This is a genomic window from Actimicrobium antarcticum (genome assembly GCF_039536745.1).
In the GTDB taxonomy this organism is placed as follows: Bacteria; Pseudomonadota; Gammaproteobacteria; order Burkholderiales; family Burkholderiaceae_D; genus Actimicrobium; species Actimicrobium antarcticum.
On record NZ_BAAAZE010000008.1, the window covers coordinates 387,740 to 406,746 of the forward strand.

Annotated in this window: 21 protein-coding genes; 18 read left to right on the plus strand and 3 right to left on the minus strand. The window is 60.4% G+C overall.

Annotated features, from left to right (window positions below):
• Positions 1-67: 67 nt before the first annotated feature.
• The 3 genes from ABD720_RS09635 to gpmA form a co-directional block, all read right to left on the minus strand.
• The gene (locus tag ABD720_RS09635; protein ID WP_344763069.1) at positions 68-1,549 is read right to left on the minus strand and encodes a S41 family peptidase; all 1,482 of its coding nucleotides are present in this window, start codon (positions 1,547-1,549) and stop codon (positions 68-70) included.
• A 3-nt stretch (positions 1,550-1,552) separates the two neighbouring features.
• The gene (locus ABD720_RS09640; RefSeq protein ID WP_344763070.1) at positions 1,553-2,869 is read right to left on the minus strand and encodes a murein hydrolase activator EnvC family protein; all 1,317 of its coding nucleotides are present in this window, start codon (positions 2,867-2,869) and stop codon (positions 1,553-1,555) included.
• A gap of 86 nt (positions 2,870-2,955) precedes the next feature.
• Positions 2,956-3,702, minus strand: coding sequence for a 2,3-diphosphoglycerate-dependent phosphoglycerate mutase (gene gpmA / locus ABD720_RS09645; protein ID WP_344763071.1), 747 nt, complete (start codon positions 3,700-3,702; stop codon positions 2,956-2,958).
• Positions 3,703-3,859: 157 nt separating this feature from the next.
• Here gpmA and ABD720_RS09650 point away from each other — a divergent pair, with 157 nt between their 5' ends.
• From ABD720_RS09650 to ABD720_RS09735, 18 genes are all read left to right on the plus strand, one after another.
• Entirely contained in the window at positions 3,860-4,261 is a 402-nt protein-coding gene (locus ABD720_RS09650; RefSeq protein WP_344763666.1) for a rhodanese-like domain-containing protein, read from the plus strand.
• Positions 4,262-4,274: 13 nt separating this feature from the next.
• Complete coding sequence (grxC, locus tag ABD720_RS09655) at positions 4,275-4,538, plus strand: glutaredoxin 3 (RefSeq protein ID WP_344763072.1); 264 nt, start codon at positions 4,275-4,277, stop codon at positions 4,536-4,538.
• Positions 4,539-4,618: 80 nt separating this feature from the next.
• Complete coding sequence (secB, locus tag ABD720_RS09660) at positions 4,619-5,107, plus strand: protein-export chaperone SecB (RefSeq protein WP_344763073.1); 489 nt, start codon at positions 4,619-4,621, stop codon at positions 5,105-5,107.
• Between the two features lie 99 nt (positions 5,108-5,206).
• On the plus strand, positions 5,207-5,656 hold the full coding sequence (locus ABD720_RS09665; RefSeq protein WP_344763074.1) for an SH3 domain-containing protein: 450 nt from the start codon (positions 5,207-5,209) through the stop codon (positions 5,654-5,656).
• A 36-nt stretch (positions 5,657-5,692) separates the two neighbouring features.
• Positions 5,693-6,700, plus strand: coding sequence for an NAD(P)H-dependent glycerol-3-phosphate dehydrogenase (locus ABD720_RS09670; RefSeq protein ID WP_344763075.1), 1,008 nt, complete (start codon positions 5,693-5,695; stop codon positions 6,698-6,700).
• A gap of 132 nt (positions 6,701-6,832) precedes the next feature.
• A complete protein-coding gene (locus ABD720_RS09675; protein ID WP_344763076.1) occupies positions 6,833-7,399 on the plus strand; it encodes a PEPxxWA-CTERM sorting domain-containing protein in 567 nt (188 codons plus the stop codon).
• 348 nt (positions 7,400-7,747) lie between these two features.
• On the plus strand, positions 7,748-8,215 hold the full coding sequence (gene gspG, locus ABD720_RS09680) for a type II secretion system major pseudopilin GspG (RefSeq protein WP_344763077.1): 468 nt from the start codon (positions 7,748-7,750) through the stop codon (positions 8,213-8,215).
• A gap of 15 nt (positions 8,216-8,230) precedes the next feature.
• Entirely contained in the window at positions 8,231-8,716 is a 486-nt protein-coding gene (locus tag ABD720_RS09685) for a GspH/FimT family pseudopilin (protein ID WP_344763078.1), read from the plus strand.
• On the plus strand, positions 8,713-9,108 hold the full coding sequence (gene gspI / locus ABD720_RS09690) for a type II secretion system minor pseudopilin GspI (protein ID WP_425547952.1): 396 nt from the start codon (positions 8,713-8,715) through the stop codon (positions 9,106-9,108). Before ABD720_RS09685 ends, gspI begins: the two co-directional genes overlap by 4 nt.
• Positions 9,101-9,733, plus strand: a complete 633-nt coding sequence (locus tag ABD720_RS09695; RefSeq protein WP_344763080.1) for a PulJ/GspJ family protein — start codon at positions 9,101-9,103, stop codon at positions 9,731-9,733. The genes gspI and ABD720_RS09695 overlap by 8 nt, the downstream gene beginning before the upstream one ends.
• A gap of 8 nt (positions 9,734-9,741) precedes the next feature.
• Positions 9,742-10,755 carry a type II secretion system minor pseudopilin GspK gene (gene gspK, locus ABD720_RS09700; RefSeq protein ID WP_344763081.1) on the plus strand — a complete coding sequence of 338 codons (1,014 nt, stop codon included), beginning with the start codon at positions 9,742-9,744 and terminating at the stop codon, positions 10,753-10,755.
• A 17-nt stretch (positions 10,756-10,772) separates the two neighbouring features.
• The gene (gene gspL, locus ABD720_RS09705) at positions 10,773-12,029 is read left to right on the plus strand and encodes a type II secretion system protein GspL (RefSeq protein ID WP_344763082.1); all 1,257 of its coding nucleotides are present in this window, start codon (positions 10,773-10,775) and stop codon (positions 12,027-12,029) included.
• Positions 12,026-12,568 carry a type II secretion system protein GspM gene (gene gspM, locus ABD720_RS09710; protein ID WP_344763083.1) on the plus strand — a complete coding sequence of 181 codons (543 nt, stop codon included), beginning with the start codon at positions 12,026-12,028 and terminating at the stop codon, positions 12,566-12,568. The genes gspL and gspM overlap by 4 nt, the downstream gene beginning before the upstream one ends.
• Positions 12,561-13,355 (plus strand): type II secretion system protein N, encoded by a 795-nt coding sequence (locus ABD720_RS09715; RefSeq protein ID WP_344763084.1) that lies wholly within the window; start codon positions 12,561-12,563, stop codon positions 13,353-13,355. Before gspM ends, ABD720_RS09715 begins: the two co-directional genes overlap by 8 nt.
• Positions 13,356-13,369: 14 nt before the next feature.
• Positions 13,370-15,526, plus strand: a complete 2,157-nt coding sequence (gene gspD / locus ABD720_RS09720; protein WP_344763085.1) for a type II secretion system secretin GspD — start codon at positions 13,370-13,372, stop codon at positions 15,524-15,526.
• A 21-nt stretch (positions 15,527-15,547) separates the two neighbouring features.
• Positions 15,548-16,972 (plus strand): type II secretion system ATPase GspE, encoded by a 1,425-nt coding sequence (gene gspE / locus ABD720_RS09725; RefSeq protein ID WP_344763086.1) that lies wholly within the window; start codon positions 15,548-15,550, stop codon positions 16,970-16,972.
• A gap of 3 nt (positions 16,973-16,975) precedes the next feature.
• Positions 16,976-18,196 (plus strand): type II secretion system inner membrane protein GspF, encoded by a 1,221-nt coding sequence (gene gspF, locus ABD720_RS09730; RefSeq protein WP_344763087.1) that lies wholly within the window; start codon positions 16,976-16,978, stop codon positions 18,194-18,196.
• A 94-nt stretch (positions 18,197-18,290) separates the two neighbouring features.
• A complete protein-coding gene (locus tag ABD720_RS09735) occupies positions 18,291-19,007 on the plus strand; it encodes a type II secretion system protein N (RefSeq protein WP_344763088.1) in 717 nt (238 codons plus the stop codon).

Genomic DNA, 19,007 nt, shown 5'->3' on the forward strand with positions numbered 1-19,007 from the left:
TCTTGTCAGAGTTGATCCCGCAAAGAAAAAGGCCGCATCGCTGCGGCCTCGTGTTTCGCAGCAACCGTTATTTCTTGGTGCTGTCTTTTTTCTCTTCTTTTTTATCATCCTTCTTGCTGTCGATGCTGTCGGACTCCTTGCGCACTTCCGGTTTGACTTTCGACAACTGCACCGGCAAGCCCTTGAGCTGGTTCAGGGCTTGCGCCAGCTGGAAGTCTTCCTTGCTGCCAAATTCCAGCGGCTTGCGTTTCTTTTCGGCGGCAGCGATGCGACGCGCTTCTTCGACTTCATCGAAGGCCGGTTTGGCGGCTTCGACAGCGGCTTTTTCCTTGTCGTTGGTCAGGTGCTTTTGCAGGTCCGATTCATGCAGACGGAAACTGTTCAACCCATCGCCATCGGCGTATTCATCCACCATCATGTCCGGCACGATACCCTTGGCCTGGATCGAGCGACCGTTTGGTGTGTAATACCGTGCCGTGGTCAGCTTCACGGCGGTGTCGGCCGACAGCTGGCGGATGGTCTGGACCGAGCCTTTGCCAAAACTTTGCGTACCCATGATCGTGGCGCGCTTGTAGTCCTGCAGCGCGCCAGCGACGATCTCGGATGCCGATGCCGAGCCGGCGTTGATCAACACCACCATCGGTACTTTTTTGAGCGCCTCCGGCAGCTTTGCCAGCGGATCGCCGATGCCACGCGCGCCATAGAATTCGCGACGGGCATAGAAGGTCTGTTTGGAATCAGCCAGCTGGCCATTGGTCGAAACGATCACTGCGTCCTTCGGCAGGAACGCCGCCGAGACGCCAATCGCTCCCGGCAGCACGCCACCCGGATCGTTGCGCAGGTCGAGCACCAGGCCCTTTATGTTGGGGTCCTGTGCATAGAGTGCGGTAATTTTTTTGGCCATGTCGTCGACCGTCGGTTCCTGGAATTGCGCCACGCGCACCCAGGCGTAACCGGGTTCGACAATTTTCGACTTCACGCTCTGGACGCGGATTTCCTGACGAATGATGGTGACGATGATCGGTTTGTCTTCATCCTTGCGGGCAATCGTCAGCGTGATCTTGCTGTTCGGTTCGCCACGCATTTTTTTGACGGCTTCGTCGAGCGTCAGACCTTTGGTCGGTGTGCTGTCGAGCCGGGTGATCAGATCGCCTGCTTTCAGGCCGGCGCGGTAGGCCGGTGAATCTTCGATGGGTGAGATGACCTTGACGAAACCGTCTTCGATGCCGACTTCGATGCCGAGTCCGACAAACTTGCCCTGAGTACCTTCACGCAATTCCTTGAAGGCTTTCTTGTCCAGATAGGCAGAATGCGGATCGAGCGATGCGACCATGCCGGAAATCGCTTCAGTCAGCAGTTTCTTGTCTTCGACGCTTTCGACATAATCCGATTTGATCAGGCCAAAGACATCCGCCAGCTGGCGTAACTCGTCGATCGGTAGCGGCGCGCCGACATTTTTTTGCGCCATGGCGTCGAACTGCATCGAGCCTGCGATGCCGGCGATCACGCCCAATCCGATCAAGCCGATATTCTTGAGTTTAATGCTCATGTTTCACCTGGTAGTTACCCATCCTAGTGGGTCGAACGCACGGCCTTGATGCCGCATTTCAAAGTATAAGCCTGATTGTTCATTGCCGCCGCTGTTGCCTGCTGTCGCAATCGTGTCACCACTTTTCACCACATCGCCGGCCCGTTTCAGGACCGACTGATTGTTGCCATAAATAGTCAGATACTGGGCGCCGTGGTCGACGATGATCAGATTGCCGAAACCGCGCAGCCAGTCGGCAAAGACGACCCGCCCCTGGGCCACGGCACGGATTTCCGCGCCTTCGGAGGCACGGATGAACAAGCCTTTCGAGCTTGGTCCGTCGGCGCGTGCGGCGCCAAAGCGCGTCACGATGTCGCCCTTTACCGGAAGGCGCAGCTGGCCACGCAGTGAACTCAGTCCACTGCCGGACGCGCCACTTTCGACTCCCGTTTCCGGATTGAGTTCATTGCGCAGGGCAAGTTTTTTGGGTGGTTCGTCGTCATCGATGGCGTCCGGGTTGCTGCCACGCGCCTTCGGTGCAGGTTTGACAGCGCCGCTGGCGGTACGCTTTTTTTCCTGCAAGGCTTTTTTGCGTGCCAGTTCGGCGCTGGCGTCGGCGAGTTGCTTCTGGCGGCGCTGTTCTGCCGCTGCGGCCTCGGCCACGCGTTGTTCTTCGATCAATTGTTCGAGCTTGCCGACCAGTCCGCTCAGGCGCTGGTCGTCGCGTTGCAGGTCGCCGACCTGCTTGCGCTGGGTGGCCAGCTTGCTGGAGAGCGATGCCAGTAATCTGGCGCGGCCTGCCTTTTCGTTTTCGAGGGCAGTACGTTGTTCGCGCGCTTCGGCGGCGATTTCTGCCAGTGCGGCACTCGCTTCGTCGGCGTCGGCCTTGTTGTGTTCGATGGCTTGCAGGTTGTCGCGCAAGGCACCGATCAGTTTTGCCTGAGCTTGCGAGACATAGCCGAAGTATTGCAAGTCGCGGTTGATGCGGTTCGGGTTATCGCCCGACAACAGCAACTTCATGCGATCTTCGTTGCCGGCGACGTATTGCTCGCGCAGTAATCTGGAGAGCTGGGTTTGCTGCTGCGTGACCAGGCCGGTCAGCCTGGTTTGCTGCTCCGACAGTTGTGCCCGCTTGCGTTCGGTCTGCGCCTGCTCGGCATCGAGTTCATGCAGCGCACGGTTCGCCTGCGAGATGGCCAGTGCCGATTTGCCCAGCGCTTCGGTCGCCTTGTCGGTCGCCGCGGCGGTTTCGGTGATGCTGCCCTGCAGCGCGCCGAGACGACGCTGCAGCGCTGCCCGCTCGGCTTCGGCGGCTTCCTTTTGCTTGCTGCGTTCGCTCACTTTCGCCGCGCTGGCGGGACCGAGGCCAACGCCAACAATCAGGGTCGCCGCCAGCAGCGCGCGCCAGAGCCGGATCGACAGGTGTTTCAGCGCGATTTGCCCTGGCTTGCAACGGCCTGTTGTGCCGCGGCGATCGCGGCGGCGTCGCCGAGGTAGTAACTACGGATCGGCTTCAGGTCGGCGTCGAGTTCATACACCAGTGGCTGGCCGTTCGGTACATTCAGGCCGACGATGTCACTGTCGCTAATGCCATCGAGCGACTTGATTAGCGCGCGCAGGCTGTTGCCATGCGCCGAAATCAGGATCTGCTTGCCGGCCCGGATGGCCGGTGCAATCGTGTCATCCCAAGCCGGCATCACGCGCTCGACGGTGTCTTTCAGACATTCGGTCAATGGAATCTGCTGACGCGCCAGCCCTGCATAGCGCGGATCCTGATACGATGCGCGCGGGTCATCTGCACTCAGCGGGTTCGGCGGCGTGTCGTAGCTGCGGCGCCAGACCAGCACTTGCTCGTCACCGTATTGCGCTGCTGTTTCGGCTTTGTTCATGCCTTGCAGTGCGCCGTAATGACGCTCGTTCAGACGCCAGTCGTGTTGGATCGGGATCCACATCAGATCCATCTCGTCGAGTGTCAACCAGAGCGTGCGGATCGCGCGTTTGAGTACCGATGTATAGGCCAGGTCGAAGGTAAAGCCGGCTTCACGCAGCAACTTGCCGGCTTGTGCGGCTTCGGCGCAGCCTTTTTCGGTCAGGTCGACATCGGTCCACCCGGTAAAGCGGTTGTCGAGGTTCCAGGTGGATTCGCCGTGGCGCATCAATACGATTTTGTACATGGATGGTGAGCAGGTGATTGCGTCAGTAAATTAAGTGAATGAATACGTGAATGGATACGTAGATGTAAGCGAAATTGGCGGGGTGCTGCAACGATTCGGAATCGTCATGCGGCTTCTATTTTATAATGCTGCGATTGTTTTAAACCATTGGACCCTTGTGAAATTCTTGATCGATAACATTTTCCTTATTCTGCTGGTGGTTATTTCCGGTGGCTCGTTACTGGTTCCCTTGCTTCAGCGCAGCGGCGCCAAGGTCTCGGTGCTGCAAGCCACCCAACTGATCAACCAGGGAAAAACGCTGCTTCTCGATGTCAGTGATGCGGCCGAATTTGCCAAGGGCCATGCGCGGGATGCGAAGAACATTCCGCTCAAGGATCTGGCAACCCGGCTCGTCGAGATCGAGAAGTTCAAACCGAAGACTGTCGTTGTGGTCGACCCGACCGGGGTCAAGTCATCCAAGGCCACGGCAATCCTGAAGAAGGCCGGCTTCAACGACGTACACAGTCTGAGTGGTGGTATGGCGGCATGGCAGACTCAGGGTTTGCCAACCGTAAAGTAACCTGGAGACGACTATGACTGCGCACGTTCTGATGTATAGCTCGGGTGTTTGCCCGTATTGCACGATGGCCGAACGGCTGTTGAAATCCAAAGGTGTCGACGACATCGAAAAAATCCGCATCGACCTCGATCCGCAACAGCGTGATGCGATGATGCAGAAAACCGGTCGGCGCACGGTGCCGCAGATTTACATCGGTGATACCCATGTCGGCGGTTTCGATGACCTGAACGCTCTGGAGCGTCTCGGCAAGCTCGATGCATTGCTGCAGGGCGCCTGACTTTTTTAACCTGTGCGACGGCGTCGGTGTGTTGTTCCCTCCGGTCGCTGTCTTTCCCATACTTTTACTGAAAGTACTTCATGGCTGACGAAATCCTGCAACCCGTATTCCAGATCCAGCGCGTCTACCTCAAAGACCTGTCCCTGGAGCAACCGAATTCCCCGGCAATTTTCCTGGAGCAGGAAGCCCCGACGATGGAAGTTGCCGTCGATGTCGGCGCCGAGCCACTCGCCGATGGCATCTTCGAATCAACCGTGACCATCACGGTCACCGCCAAAATTGGTGACAAGGTAGCGTTTCTGGTCGAAGGCAAGCAGGCAGGCATTTTTGAAGCGCGCAATATTCCGCAGGAACAGCTCGATCCGCTGCTTGGTATCGGCTGCCCGAACATCGTGTATCCGTACCTGCGTGCCAACATCGCTGATGCCATCACCCGCGCCGGTTTCCCGCCCGTGCATCTGGCCGAAATCAATTTCGAAGTGTTCTACCAGCAGCGTTTGCAAGCCATTGCCGACCAGCAGAATGCTGCCAATCTGGCCATGCCTGACGGCGCCGCTGTCACGCATTGATTCACGCAGGGATGTGCACCCCGGCGCACCCCGGCATGTCTTCGGGATGTCGGGGCGCTGTTACTGTGCCGTCTTCGCGTTATCGCCAGGAGTTGCAGAATGAAATTCGATCGTCTGCACTGCGTCGTCGCAGTGCTGTCTCTGTCGGCCATCGGTAGCGCCCAGGCCCTCGATTACAAATCCATCGGCGCCGCTCCTGCGGTGCTCTACGACGCGCCCTCTGCCCGTGGCAAAAAGGTGTTCGTCGCGCCGCGCAACATGCCGGTTGAAGTGATCCTGACTTACGGTGAATGGACCAAGGTCCGCGATGCTGGCGGCGACCTGTCGTGGGTTGAGTCGAAGTCATTGACGCCGAAACGTCATGTGCTGGTAAAAACTGCCGGCGCGCGCGTGCGCTCTGCTGCCGACGAGGCTGCCGGCACCGTGTTTACTGCTGAAAAAGGCGTGCTTCTTGAGCTGGCGGAGCCTGCTGCTGCTGGCTGGGTCAAAGTGCGTCATCGCGATGGCCAGGCCGGCTTTATCAAGGTAGGTGAGGTATGGGGCGAATGACGCTTTTCCGTACCTTCCTGATCCGCTGAGCACACCATGAACATTGCCATTCTCGGCGCCGGTGCCTGGGGTACCGCGCTGGCGGTCGCCGTCGCAGACCATCATTCGGTGATGTTGTGGGGGCGTAACGTCGACGCGATGCGTGACATGGCGGCTGCACGCGTCAACAGCGCTTACTTGCCGGGGATCGTGTTGCCCGACGCTCTGCTGTTGAGCGCTGACCTCGACGCTGCCATCGCCCATTGCGCGCCGCGTACGGATGCCCGTGCGCTGCTGGTGGTGGCCTCCTCGGTGGCCGGCTTGCGCCCGATTGCGCAGCAACTGGTCGGGCGTTCGATTCCCAATATCGTCTGGCTATGCAAAGGTTTTGAAGAAGGAACTGGCTTGTTGCCGCACCAGATCATCCGCGAGGTGCTCGGCGATGACGTGGCGATCGGCGCCTTGTCCGGCCCCTCGTTTGCGCTGGAAGTGGCGCGCGGTTTGCCGGGGGCACTGGTAGTCGCATCGGATAGCGCAGTGCTGCGCGAAGCGACTGTCCAGGCAATGCACGGCCGGCGACTTCGGGTCTATGCCACCGATGATGTGATCGGCGTCGAGGTCGGCGGTGCCGTCAAAAATATCCTGGCGATTGCCACCGGCGTCATCGACGGCCTCGGTCTGGGACTCAATGCCCGCGCGGCGCTGATCACCCGGGGCTTGGCAGAAATCACCCGGCTTGGTGTGGCGCTGGGCGGTCGCACCGAAACCTTCATGGGACTGGCCGGCATGGGCGACCTGATCCTGACCTGCACTGGTGATCTGTCCCGGAATAGGCAGGTCGGCCTCGGCCTCGCCCACGGGAAAAAACTCGATACGATCGTGCACGAGCTCGGTCACGTCGCCGAAGGCGTACGCTGCGCCCGGGTCGTCATCAGGCTGGCAGCAACGCTGGGAGTCGAAATGCCTATCAGCGAGGCAGTGGCGGGCGTGTTGTTCGACGACATGCTGCCGGACGAGATGGTGACGCGATTGCTCTCCCGCGACGCGCGCAGCGAAGGCATCTAGAGTCTCTGCGGCAACTTTTTCTTGTCAAAAGTGAACTTACGTAAAATTTTCTGCAATGTGCGGTCTGTCGCTTTCATTTTTGCAAATGCACGGTATGCTCATTGCATGTTTTATTGTTAAGGAAAAGTTTCCATGAAAAAATTATTTTTCGGGTTCGCACTGGCACTTACCTGCCTGGTCGCGCAAGCACAAAATCTCGTCACGAACGGCGATTTTGAAAGTGGCTTCACCGGTTGGTCGAAGTCTGCAGTGAGCCTGGCAAATCAGGATTTTGTGTCTATAGAGTCAAACGACACCGGTTCCAATCACTTTTACTCGGGCGGCACGATCGGTGAAACGAGTTTTCTGACGCAGTCGATCAACACGACGCTGGGTACCTACTACGATCTCAATTTCACCCTGCGTGGCGCACTATTAAACCCGGTAGCAACAAATCACGCACTGGTGACATTGAATAATGTGGCCGTTTTTGACCTGAGCAATTTCGATCTGGGCCTGTTCACGCCGCAATCGGTGCGCGTACAAGGCCTGGGCGGCTTGACGAGTTTTAGTCTGGGTGCCGAAAGCAATGATAGTTTCGTGCACTTCGATAACGTCTCCATGTCGGTCAGTGCCGTACCGGAACCACAGACCTACGCGATGATGTTGCTCGGTCTGGGCCTGATCGGTTACGCGATGCGCCGCCGTCAGCAGGGTTGAATGTCGCCAGCGCGGCAGAGCAAAAAGAACCTCGACGGTGATCGGGGTTTTTTTTCGCCCGTGTCAACAATGCGCAAATGCCCCCAGCGGATTACATGAGTGCAGCTTCGGCATGCGTACCCACTTTTTGTAACAACGAGGTGAGCGAGACGCCCCTGTCCGGCTGGTAGTCTGGCGCTTGCACTGCGACACAAACTGCGTGGCGCTTTCCGAACTTTTTCCGCGCCGAGTCTGCAAATCGCAGCGCCCTGGTTGCGACAGCCTGGCAAAGGCCGTCGCTTTTGACGCATACCGTGTGCGCTTCCCTTATACTCGGCATGAATTCCTCAATTTCACCAGATGACTCCTATGCACACTGCTTTATCTGCAAGAAACTGCTTCCGACCGATCCGTTCCGCTGCCGCGCGTGGTTTCACGCTGATTGAAATCATGGTTGTCGTCGTCATCATGGGCATCCTCGCCGCTTTGGTGGTGCCCAAGCTGATGGGTCGCACCGACGACGCTCGCGTCACTGCCGCACGGCAGGACATTGCCACCGTGATGCAGGCACTGAAACTCTACAAACTCGACAATCAACGCTACCCCACTACCGAGCAGGGGCTTGCATCCCTGGTTGCCAAGCCGACTACCGGCCCGGAGGCGCGCGGCTGGAAATCCGGCGGTTACATCGACAAGCTGCCAAAAGACCCCTGGGGTAATCCGTACCAATACCTGTCTCCCGGTATCAAGGGCGAGGTCGACGTCTTCTCGTTTGGCGCCGATGGCCAGAGTGGCGGCACGGGCAATGATGCCGATATCGGTTCCTGGGACCTGTAGCCAGGGCTGATACAGATGCGTCGCTTCGATACGTTGATCGGCCACCGGCAGCGCGGTTTTACGCTGCTGGAGCTACTGGTGGTCATGGTGATCGCTGGCGTGATGCTGGGCGTGGTGTCGTTCAATGCCATGCCCAGTGGACGCCAGGTGCTGGAAAACGATGCCCGTCGCATCGCGTTACTGCTGCAACTGGCGCGTGACGAAGCCATCGTGCGCAATACGCCGGTCGCGTTCGAAGCGGACGCGGAGCGGTACCGATTTCTGGTGCGCACCAATAGCGTCTGGAACGCCATCGAAAAGGACGACCTGCTGCGCGAACGCGGTTTCCAGCGCGCACCGCTGACGCTGTTACTCGATCCGCCGCCGGGGCCGGGCAGCGGACCATTGCGCATCGTCTTCGGTCGCGAGCCGGTCGACAAGCCCTTCGTGCTGACGCTGGCAACCGATGACGCACGGGTCGATATCCGCGCCGATGGCATTGGCCACTTTGTCGTCGAATGAACAACATGCACAGAGGCTTCTCTCCCGTTCCCGCCCGGTCGGCCGGCTTTACCCTGCTGGAAGTACTGGTGGCACTGGTCATCGTCGGTACCGCGCTGGGCGCGAGCCTGCGCGCGGTCGGTAGCCTGACCCAGAACAGCAACGATTTGCGGGCCTCGATGATGGCGACCTGGTCGGCCGAAAATCGCCTGACCGAAATCCGACTGGCGCGCAGTTATCCGCCGCTGGGAAAAACCTCGTTCGAATGTCCGCAAGCCGAGATGCAACTGGTTTGCGAGCAGGAAGTGCTGACGACGCCCAACGTCAATTTTCGCCGTGTCGAAGTCAGTGTCTTCGATGTCCGTGCGCCGAACCGGCGCATCATCAAATTGAATCAGCTGGTCAGTGTCTAAGCGCAGCGTCCGCCGCCGCCATTCCGGTTCCCGACGCGGCTTCACACTGGTCGAGCTGCTGGTGGCCATCACCATACTCGGAGTGATCGCCGTACTGGGCTGGCGTGGACTCGACAGCATCGTGCGCGCACGCGTTGCGCTGACCTCCGATCTCGAACAGACTCGCGGCATGCAACTGGCGTTTGCGCAGATGCAGAGCGATTGCGGACTGATAGCCGATGCCAGCGTGCTGGGCGATCGCGCCAATCTGCTCTCCGATCAAGGGCGACTTTTGATTGTTCGCAAGGTATATGCAGAAAGTCAGCCGACGCGCCTGCAGGTCGTTTCGTATCGGCTCAGGCAGGGCGCACTGGTGCGCAGTGAGTCGGCGGCGACCCGCAATCTCGACCAGCTCGATCAATTCTGGCAGGCAGAAATGGCCAATACCAATAGCAGCAGCGTCACGCTCAAGACCGGTGTCGATGCCATGACCGTGATGGCATGGGACGGCACCGGCTGGAGTGTGGTTGCACCAGCGACGTCGACTGGCGCACCTGCGCCAGTCCAGAGGGGGCTGAAAGTGACGTTGCAGTTACACGAACAGCAGGCGCTACTGGTGAAATCCTTCTTGTTGGGGGCCGTATGAGAGCGACCATGCATCGCGTGCGATGGCCGCGCCGCCAACGTGGCGTGGCCGTGATTACCGCCTTGCTGCTCACGACACTGGCCGTCACGATCGTTGCCAGCCTGTTCTGGCAGCAGCAAGTGCAGGTGCGCTCGATTGAAAACCAGCGCACCCAATTGCAGAAGCAATGGATCCTGCGCGGCGCTCTGGACTGGTCGCGCCTGATCCTGCGGTCGGATACCAACCAGGTCGATTATCTGGGCGATCCATGGGCCATTCCGCTGGAGGAAGTGCGTCTGGACGAGTTCGTGGAAAACGGCAAGCAGGACGCCGATGCCAGCAGCGCAACCTTGTCCGGCTATATCCTCGATGCGCAGGGGCGTTTCAATGTCAATGGCATGCTGCGCGGAGGTACCGCCAGCCAGGCTGACGTGACGGCGTTTGCAAAATTGCTGACCAATCTGGGGATTCCGGCGGCCACCTCGCTGACCACGGCGACGGTCACCTACCTGCTTGCCGCGCGCCAGCCGACCACGCCGGTCGCGCCGCCGCCAACGGGTTCGCCGCCGCCCGCCACGCCGCCACCCCCGACGACAACGGCCGCGCCAACGCCACAATCAGGTCCGCGCATGATGAAGCTGACCCAATTCGACGATTTGCTCGCCGTGCCCGGATTTACCGAAGAAGTGCTGCAGAAGATCAAGAACTTCGTGATCGTCTTGCCGGAAGCTACTACCAGTATCAATGTCAATACCGCCTCGGCCGAAGTGCTATCGGCAGTGATATCCGGGCTGTCGCTGTCGGATGCAACGACGCTCGTGGCAGGGCGTGAGCGTGCCTATTTCAAGGATGCGGCCGATTTCAATAGCCGGTTGCCTGTCAACGATGCCACCAAACCTCCCACAGTAGTCCCTCTTGACGTGAAAACCGACTACTTCCTTGTCAATGGCAAAGTGAAGCTGAATAATGCGGTACTGGAAATCCAGTCACTGGTCGAGCGCCGCGGACCGGTGGTCAAAGTAGTCTGGACCAGAGAAACCTAACTAGCGAACGGAACCACTTGAGCACACTGTACATTCGCCTGCTATCCAGGGCCGCCGCCGAGCGTCTTGACGACATCGGCCAGCTGGTCTGTGCATTTGCCCTGGTCACGGACGGCGGCGCGATTGTCCGCGAAGGCGATGCGGCGCTGGACGATCTGGGTCCCGTCATCGGGCAAGCCCAGCAGGTGACGATGTTGCTGGCGGCCAGCGATGTGACGCTGTTACGCATCCGCGTGCCGCCGCTGTCGTCGTCCCGTTTGCGGGCAGCCCTGCCCAATTTGCTGGAAGAAAAACTGATGTCGGACCCCGTCGATTGCGCCATTGTCGCCGGCCCGGCGGGTGCCGATGGCCTGCGTTCCGTCGCCGTGGTGCAGCGTGCCTGGCTGGAACAACTGGTGGGTTCACTGAGCCGGCTGGGCGCCCGCAACATCAAGGCCTTGCCGACCCAGCTCTGCGTGGCACACCAGGACGGCGTGGTCACTGCTGCCATCGCCGAGCGCAGTACCGACCTCGACCTGGTGATTCGCCTCGGTGCGGACGAGGGGATCGGTATTGCCATCCTGCCAGACCAGGCTGAAAGCGCGGTCCAGGAGGCGGTGCAAACCCTGTGTGCGGTCGTGCCACAAGCACCGATTGCCCTGTATGTCGCGCCGTCCAGCATGGCCGCTTATCAGGCAGTGCTCGACAGCGCGGTGCTGCATGAACGGATCAGCCTGTTTGCCGACAACTGGCTGCGCTGGATTACCAGTGCCCGCGAGGTCACGCTTAATCTGATGAACGGATTGGGCGTCGCTGCCGGCGGCGGACTGAACTGGCGGCCTTGGCGCTGGGCCATCGGTCTGGGCGTGGTGGCGCTGCTGCTCAATGTGGTCGCACTCAATGTCGACTGGCTGCGCATGAAACGTGAAGCCAATGCGCTGCAAACGGGCATGATCCTGGTCTACAAGACCGCGTTCCCGAAAGAGACCGCCATCATCGATCCGATCGTCCAGATGCGCCAGAAAATCGCCGTCGGCCAGCGTGCGTCGGGGCAAGCGGCGCCGGATGATTTCAGCAGCATGCTGATCGCCTTCACTACCGCCTGGAGCAGCGTGATGCAGGGTGGTCAGTCGCTGATGATTGCCGGTATCGAATATCACGACCGTGGCCTGCTCATCAAACTCAAGCCCGACGCAGCGCCACCGCTGGACCAGATCAAGGCCGCGCTGGCCCAGCAGCAGCTCAGCTTGTCCCAACAGAATGCCGGTGTCTGGCAGATACGGAGTACCCGATGAGCACGTCGGCCAATGCTAACTTCAGTGCCAACCTCAACCGTTTGCGCGATGCGGCTGCCGCGTTCTGGAACGACCGCAGTACCAAAGAACGCAAGCAACTATTGATCATCGGCAGCGTCATTCTGGCCGCGCTGATTTATTTGTTGCTGATCGATCCCGCCTTGTCTGGCAGGGCACAGTTACGCAAGAGCCTGCCGGAGCTGCGCCAGAAAGCGGCCGAGATACAGCAACTGTCGCGCGATGCCGTCGCCCTGGCCGCCAACCCCGCGCCACCACCGCCAGTGATCACCAAGGAAAGTATGGAAGCCTCATTGGCAGCGCGTGGCCTGAAGCCGCAAAGCGTGGTGGTCACCGACGAAGTGATTCGACTCCAATTGACGTCGGCATCCTTTGCGGCACTGATCGGCTGGCTCGATGAAGTACAAAAAACCATGCGCCTGTCGGTCATCGACACCACCATCACGGCGTTGACGGCCAGCGACATGGTCAATGCAACCCTGACCTTGCGCCAGCAAAAGAGCGGGACCAGGAGTGAGTGATCGCCCGCGGCGCTGGCCGGGTGTCGTACTATGGCTGGCCGCTGGCTTGCTGAGCGTGGCACTGACCGTACTGGCTTTTTGTCCGGCCAGCTGGATGGGCTTGTTGCTGGAAAAGCAAACGCAGGGCCGGCTGACATTGGGTGATGCGCAGGGTTCGTTATGGCGCGGCTCGGCCTTCATTGGCGGCGCGGCCGGTGGCAATGATCCGGTCACGCCATTGCTGCCGGGACGCTTTACCTGGCGGCTGTCGCCGCTGGTGCTGTTTGGACGGGTTGATCTGTCGCTGGACAATCCTGCGGCGCTGACCGGCACCGTGCAGGTCACCGGCAGCTGGAGCGCATGGCAAGTGAGTGCTGCGGCGCTGACCTTGCCGGCAGAACGTCTGGCCGGTCTGGGGGCGCCATTGAATACGGTGCAACCGTCCGGCGTGATGCAACTGTCGTGGGGGCCACTGCAGATTAGCCGCAACGGGCCGGGCGTCGACCTGCTGGGCAGCATGCAGCTGGCGTTGCGCGACGTGGCCTCGCGCATGTCGCCGGTGCGCCCGCTGGGCAGTTATGTGGTCCTGATGGACTGGCGTGGCACCCAGGCGAGCGTGCAACTGAATACCAATCGCGGACCGATGCTGCTCTCTGGCAGCGGTTCCCTCACCAATGGCCGGCTGCAGTTTTCTGGCAAGGCCGAAGCCGAAGCCGGCCAGGAAGACAAGCTGGCGAATTTGCTGAATCTGCTGGGTCAGCGCCGTCCTGACGGCGACAAGACCGTTATCGCGTTAGAGTTCAAATAATGGAAAATTACTTCGTGCATACACATTTCTCCGCTCCCTCCACCCAGCCCGCATGGCGTCGCATCAGCGCCGCGGTTCTGGTTTTGTGCGCAATGGCTGGACTGCCGCAACCATCGCTGGCCGTCGAACCGCCAGCTGGATCCGCCGTCATGAATTTTGTCGGTGCCGACATCGAATCGGTCATCAAGGCAGTGGGTCAATACACCAACATGACCTTCATCATCGACCCGCGCGTCAAGGGCACGATCAGTCTGGTGTCCGAAAAACCGGTGACCAAGGCGCAGGCCTTCAGCCTGCTGACGTCGGCGCTGCGGCTGCAGGGCTACGCGGTCGTGATGGGTGAAAACTTTGCCAAGGTGGTACCCGAAGCTGATGCCAAACTGCAAGCCGGTCCGACCGGTGGTGCCAACATCAAGGGTGACCAGATCGCCACGCAGATTTTCCGGCTGAATTATGAGTCGGCGGCCAATCTGGTCACGGTGTTGCGGCCGCTGATTTCGCCCAACAATACGATCAATGCCAACCCCGGCAACAACTCGCTGGTGATCACCGATTACGCCGACAATTTGCGACGTCTGAGCAAGATCGTCGCCGCGCTGGATGCACCCGCCAGCAGCGATGTCGACATCGTGCCGATCCGCTACGCCATCGCCAACGATCTGGCACAGGTAGTGGGCCGCCTGCTGGAGCAGGGGACTGCCGCCGGTGCGGCCGACCCTGGCCGGGTCAGCGTGCTAGCCGACAGTCGCACCAATTCCCTGATCATTCGTGCACCGTCACTGGCGCGCGCCAACCTGGCCAAGTCATTGATCGCGCGGCTGGATCAGCCTACGGCGCAGCCGGGCAATGTGCATGTGGTCTATCTGCGTAACGCCGACGCGACCAAGCTGGCGCAAACACTGCGTTCGGTGATGACGAACGACACCTCGTCGCCGGCGCCGCAGCAAGCCCAGCAACAGCAATCACAACAGCAACCACAAGGTGGCGCGGCGGGCGGCACGAGCCTGCAGCCGCTGCAACAAACCAGTTCGTCAGGCAACCAGCAAAACTCCGGCGCCACCGGCGGTGCGGGTGGCTTCATTCAGGCCGATGCCACCACCAACACGCTGATCATCACCGCCAGCGAAGCGGTCTACCGCAACCTGCGCGTGGTCATCGATCAACTGGATGTGCGTCGTGCGCAGGTGTATATCGAGTCGCTGATCGTCGAAGTGTCTGCCAAGAAGGCTGCCGAGTTCGGTATCCAGTGGCTCGGCTTGAGCGGCAACTCGACCAGTAACTACCGGGTGGGCGGTGCCAGTACCTTTTCGACTGACAATATCGCCGCTTTGGCTGCTGCTGCCAAGAACGGCACTGGCGTACCGACGGTTGGAGCCGGCCTGACGCTGGGCGTGTTCCGCCAGATTAATGGCGCGCTCGGTCTCGGCGCACTGGCGCGTGCGCTGGAATCGGATGACGGCACCAACATTCTGTCGATGCCGAACCTGATCACGCTCGATAACGAAGAGGCACGCATCATCGTTGGCCAGAACGTACCGTTCATTACCGGCCAGTACACCACGCAAGCATCCGGCGGTGGTAGTGGTGTCAACCCGTTCCAGACGGTCGAGCGCAAGGATGTCGGCTTGTCGCTGCGCGTGCGGCCGCAGATTTCCGAGGGCGGCACCGTCAAGATGGCGATCTATCAGGAAACCTCGGCCGTCCAGAGCACCACCAACACCGCCGGTATCATCACCAGCAAACGCTCGATCGACACCAACGTGCTGGTCGATGACGGCCAGATCGTGGTGCTGGGCGGGCTGATCGAAGATACGATGGAAGATGGCAATGAACGGGTGCCGGGTCTGGGCGACCTGCCGGTTGTCGGCAATCTGTTCAAGTACCAGAAGCGCAACCGGACCAAGACCAACCTGATGGTGTTCCTGCGTCCGACCATCATCCGCAGCAACGAACAGAGCCTGAGCGTGTCGGGTGACCGGTATGACTACATGCGCAAGATCGAACAGCAATCCCAGCCACGTGAAACAGCGGTACTGCCGAACATGATCGCGCCTACCTTACCGGCGCTCGACAACGGCCAGCCGATCGGTGGTGCCATGGTGCGTCCGGTGGCACCAGCGCAGGGAATGCCGCCGAAAGTCTCGCCGGTGCCGGCACCGTTCACCAACTAATTCCACCGTCCACGAGCCCTCATGATTGATGCACGACTTCTGCCTTACGCTTTTGCCCGTGACTTCGCGTTGCTGGCCCATCGCCTGACGCCTGACAGCGCAGTCGAGGTGTGGGTGTCCGATGCCACGCAACCGACCGCCGTGGCAGAAGTCAGCCGCCGCTTCGGCCGCATCAAGTTGCGTTCGATGCCGCGGGTCGAGCTGGAAGCGGCGATTGCAAAAGCCTATGCCGGTTCCGGTGGCGATGCGGCCCAGGTCATCGATGAATACGAGTCGGATCTCGACCTCAACAAGCTGATGCTGGACATGCCAGCTGTCGAAGACCTGCTGGAATCGGCCGACGATGCGCCGGTGATCCGGATGATCAATGCGCTGCTGACGCAGTCCCTGCGCGAAGGCGCGTCGGATATCCACATCGAACCGTTCGAACAGATTTCGGTGGTGCGCTTTCGCATCGACGGCACCTTGCGCGACGTGGTGCGCCCCAAGAAAGCCATCCATGCATCGCTGATTTCACGTATCAAGATCATGGCGCAGCTCGACATTGCCGAAAAGCGCCTGCCGCAGGATGGCCGCATCACGCTGCGCGTCGGTGGCAAGCCGGTCGACGTGCGCGTCTCGACACTGCCGACCGGCCATGGCGAGCGCGCCGTGCTGCGTCTGCTCGACAAGGAAGCCGGCCGACTCGACCTGGAACACTTGGGCATGAGCGAAGCCGTCATGCCGCAGTTCGATGAGCTGATCGGCCAGCCGCACGGCATCGTGCTGGTGACCGGCCCGACCGGTTCCGGCAAGACCACCACGCTGTATGCCGCGCTGTCGATGCTCAATGTCTCGACCACCAACATCCTGACGGTGGAAGATCCGATCGAATATGAACTGGCCGGCGTCGGCCAGACCCAGGTCAACCAGCGCATCGACATGACCTTTGCCAAGGCCTTGCGGGCGATCCTGCGGCAGGACCCGGACGTCATCATGATCGGCGAAATCCGCGACCTCGAAACGGCACAAATTGCGGTGCAAGCATCATTGACCGGCCATCTGGTGCTGGCCACCTTGCACACCAACGACTCGGCGGCGGCCGTCACGCGTTTGCTGGACATGGGGATCGAACCGTTCCTGTTGTCATCGTCGTTGCTGGGCGTGGTCGCGCAGCGACTGGTGCGCAAGCTGTGTACGCATTGCCGTACTTTCGACGGCACGTACTGGCAGGCCGTCGGTTGCGATCAGTGCGGCCAGACCGGCTATCAGGGCCGGGTGGGCGTCTATGAACTGTTGCGTACCACCGAAGCGATCCGTGCCCAGATTCACAACCGGGCGTCCGAAGCCGAGATCCGCAACGCGGCCCAGCACGATGGCATGCGTACCATGCGCGAAGACGGCGAGCGCTGGCTCGACAACGGCGTCACCACGCAGGCAGAACTGCTGCGCGTCACCAAGGATTAACGCGTGCCGGCATTCCGTTATGAAGCCGTCGACGACGGCGGTAAAACCAAGAAGGGCGTCGTCAACGCCGACAGCGCGCGTGCGGCCAGGGCCGACCTGCGCAGTCAGGGGCTGACACCGATCACGGTTGGGGCAATTGCCTCGCAGGTCGATGATGCCGGGCAAACCCGGGCGCGCAGCTTTGGCGACAAATTATCCACTACCGAACTCGCGCTGTTCACGCGCCAGCTCGCCAGCCTGCTGGAAGCCAGCCTGCCGCTGGAACAGGCCCTGTCTGCCTTGCTGGAGCAGGCCGAACGGACCTATCTGCGCGACCTGATTGCCTCGATCCGTTCCGAAGTCATGGGGGGCGCGTCGTTGTCGGATGCGTTGTCGCATCACCCGCGTGACTTCGCCGATATTTACCGGGCGCTGGTGTCGTCGGGCGAACAGATCGGCCAGCTCGCCAAAGTGCTGTCGCGGCTGGCCGACTATATCGAGCGGCGCAATGCGCTGGTGCAAAAGGTCAAGCTGGCGTTCACGTATCCCGCCATCGTCACCGTGGTGGCCTTCGCGATCGTGATCTTTTTGCTGACCTATGTGGTGCCGCAAATCGTGTCGGTGTTTGCCAATACCAAGCAAAAGTTGCCGCTGCTGACGGTGATGATGCTGGCGGTATCGGACTTTGTCCGCAACTACGGCTGGATGGTGCTGGTGGTCGTGATTGCCTTCGGGTTCGCCTGGCGCGGTGCCCTGAAAAATCCCGACATCAAGTTGCGCTGGCATACCTGGCTGCTAACGGCACCGTTGTATGGCAAGTTCGAGCGCAGCCTCAATACCGCGCGTTTCGCCAGCACGCTCGCCATCACCACCGGGTCCGGCGTGCCCATCCTGCGGGCGTTGCAGACCAGCCGCGACACGCTGTCGAACGTGGCGATGCGCCAGCAGGTCGAAGAAGCGGCCAACAGTGTGCGGGAAGGCGTCGGCCTGGCGCGCGCGCTATCGGCGCACAAGCACTTCCCGCCGATGCTGATCCACATGATCCGGGCCGGCGAAATTACCGGCGAGTTGCCGGCCATGCTGGAACGCGCCTCGAATGCGCAGGAACAGGACCTGGAGCGACGTGCGCTGACCATGGCCGGCTTGCTGGAACCGGCACTGATCCTGGCGATGGGCGTGGTGGTGCTGTTGATCGTGCTGGCCGTGTTGATGCCGATTATTGAAATCAACCAGCTGGTGAGGTAACGATGGATTATTGCAACCGTAGCCGCAGAAACAATCTCAAAAACAATCGCAGAAATAACCGAACCGGCATCAGGCCGTCTCAACAAGGAATGGTATGAAGCGCTTGCCGATGATCGTGAGTTTTGTGTTGTTCATCGCACTGTGTGCGTCGGCAACCTACTGGACGCTGCAATTCATGAAGCCGCAGCAACGCCCGATGGCACCGATCGCCCAGAATGTGCGCACCGATACCTCGCTGGAACTCGCCGCCGGCCTGTTCGGTGGCCGTGCTGCCAAGGTCGCCGTGGCCAGTAACTTCCTGCTCAAGGGAGTAGTGGTGGCAGGCAACGGACGCGAAAGCGTGGCGATTCTGGTCGCCGATGGCAAACCGCCGCAGGCCATCCGCGTGGATGTCGAAGTAGTGCCCGGTGTCACGGTCAAGGAAGTCCATTCCCAATACGTGTTGCTGTCCGAAGGCGGAGTGGTAAAACGTGTCGAATTGCAGGAAAGCCCGAAATCGTCGATGCAGTTTCAGTCGCCGGTACAGCCCGCGTTGCAGCAGATGATCCCGCAACCGGCGATGGTGTTGCCGACTGCGGTGCCGCCGCAACGCACCTTGGTCCCGCAACAGCAACCGCCACAGTCATCTCCCGAGCCGTCACCGCAGGCGCCAATGGTCGTCCCCGACCAGGGTCAAGCTGCTCCGGGCATGAGCGCAGTCACACCGGCACAGGACCCGATGCAACCGCCCGGCGCACAACAGAGTCCGCAGGGCGGTACCCAGATGCAAGGTGGGTTTGGTACGTCACAGCAGGGCGGCAGAGCAAATTAA

What these genes read in the sequence shown, in the direction of transcription:
- ABD720_RS09635 (WP_344763069.1), bottom strand. Translation starts at nt 1,549, where the DNA reads ATGAGCATTAAACTCAAGAATATCGGCTTGATCGGATTGGGCGTGATC.
- gpmA (WP_344763071.1), bottom strand. Translation starts at nt 3,702, where the DNA reads ATGTACAAAATCGTATTGATGCGCCACGGCGAATCCACCTGGAACCTC.
- grxC (WP_344763072.1), top strand. Translation starts at nt 4,275, where the DNA reads ATGACTGCGCACGTTCTGATGTATAGCTCGGGTGTTTGCCCGTATTGC.
- secB (WP_344763073.1), top strand. Translation starts at nt 4,619, where the DNA reads ATGGCTGACGAAATCCTGCAACCCGTATTCCAGATCCAGCGCGTCTAC.
- ABD720_RS09665 (WP_344763074.1), top strand. Translation starts at nt 5,207, where the DNA reads ATGAAATTCGATCGTCTGCACTGCGTCGTCGCAGTGCTGTCTCTGTCG.
- ABD720_RS09670 (WP_344763075.1), top strand. Translation starts at nt 5,693, where the DNA reads ATGAACATTGCCATTCTCGGCGCCGGTGCCTGGGGTACCGCGCTGGCG.
- ABD720_RS09675 (WP_344763076.1), top strand. Translation starts at nt 6,833, where the DNA reads ATGAAAAAATTATTTTTCGGGTTCGCACTGGCACTTACCTGCCTGGTC.
- gspG (WP_344763077.1), top strand. Translation starts at nt 7,748, where the DNA reads ATGCACACTGCTTTATCTGCAAGAAACTGCTTCCGACCGATCCGTTCC.
- ABD720_RS09685 (WP_344763078.1), top strand. Translation starts at nt 8,231, where the DNA reads ATGCGTCGCTTCGATACGTTGATCGGCCACCGGCAGCGCGGTTTTACG.
- gspI (WP_425547952.1), top strand. Translation starts at nt 8,713, where the DNA reads ATGAACAACATGCACAGAGGCTTCTCTCCCGTTCCCGCCCGGTCGGCC.
- gspK (WP_344763081.1), top strand. Translation starts at nt 9,742, where the DNA reads ATGCATCGCGTGCGATGGCCGCGCCGCCAACGTGGCGTGGCCGTGATT.
- gspM (WP_344763083.1), top strand. Translation starts at nt 12,026, where the DNA reads ATGAGCACGTCGGCCAATGCTAACTTCAGTGCCAACCTCAACCGTTTG.
- gspE (WP_344763086.1), top strand. Translation starts at nt 15,548, where the DNA reads ATGATTGATGCACGACTTCTGCCTTACGCTTTTGCCCGTGACTTCGCG.
- ABD720_RS09735 (WP_344763088.1), top strand. Translation starts at nt 18,291, where the DNA reads ATGAAGCGCTTGCCGATGATCGTGAGTTTTGTGTTGTTCATCGCACTG.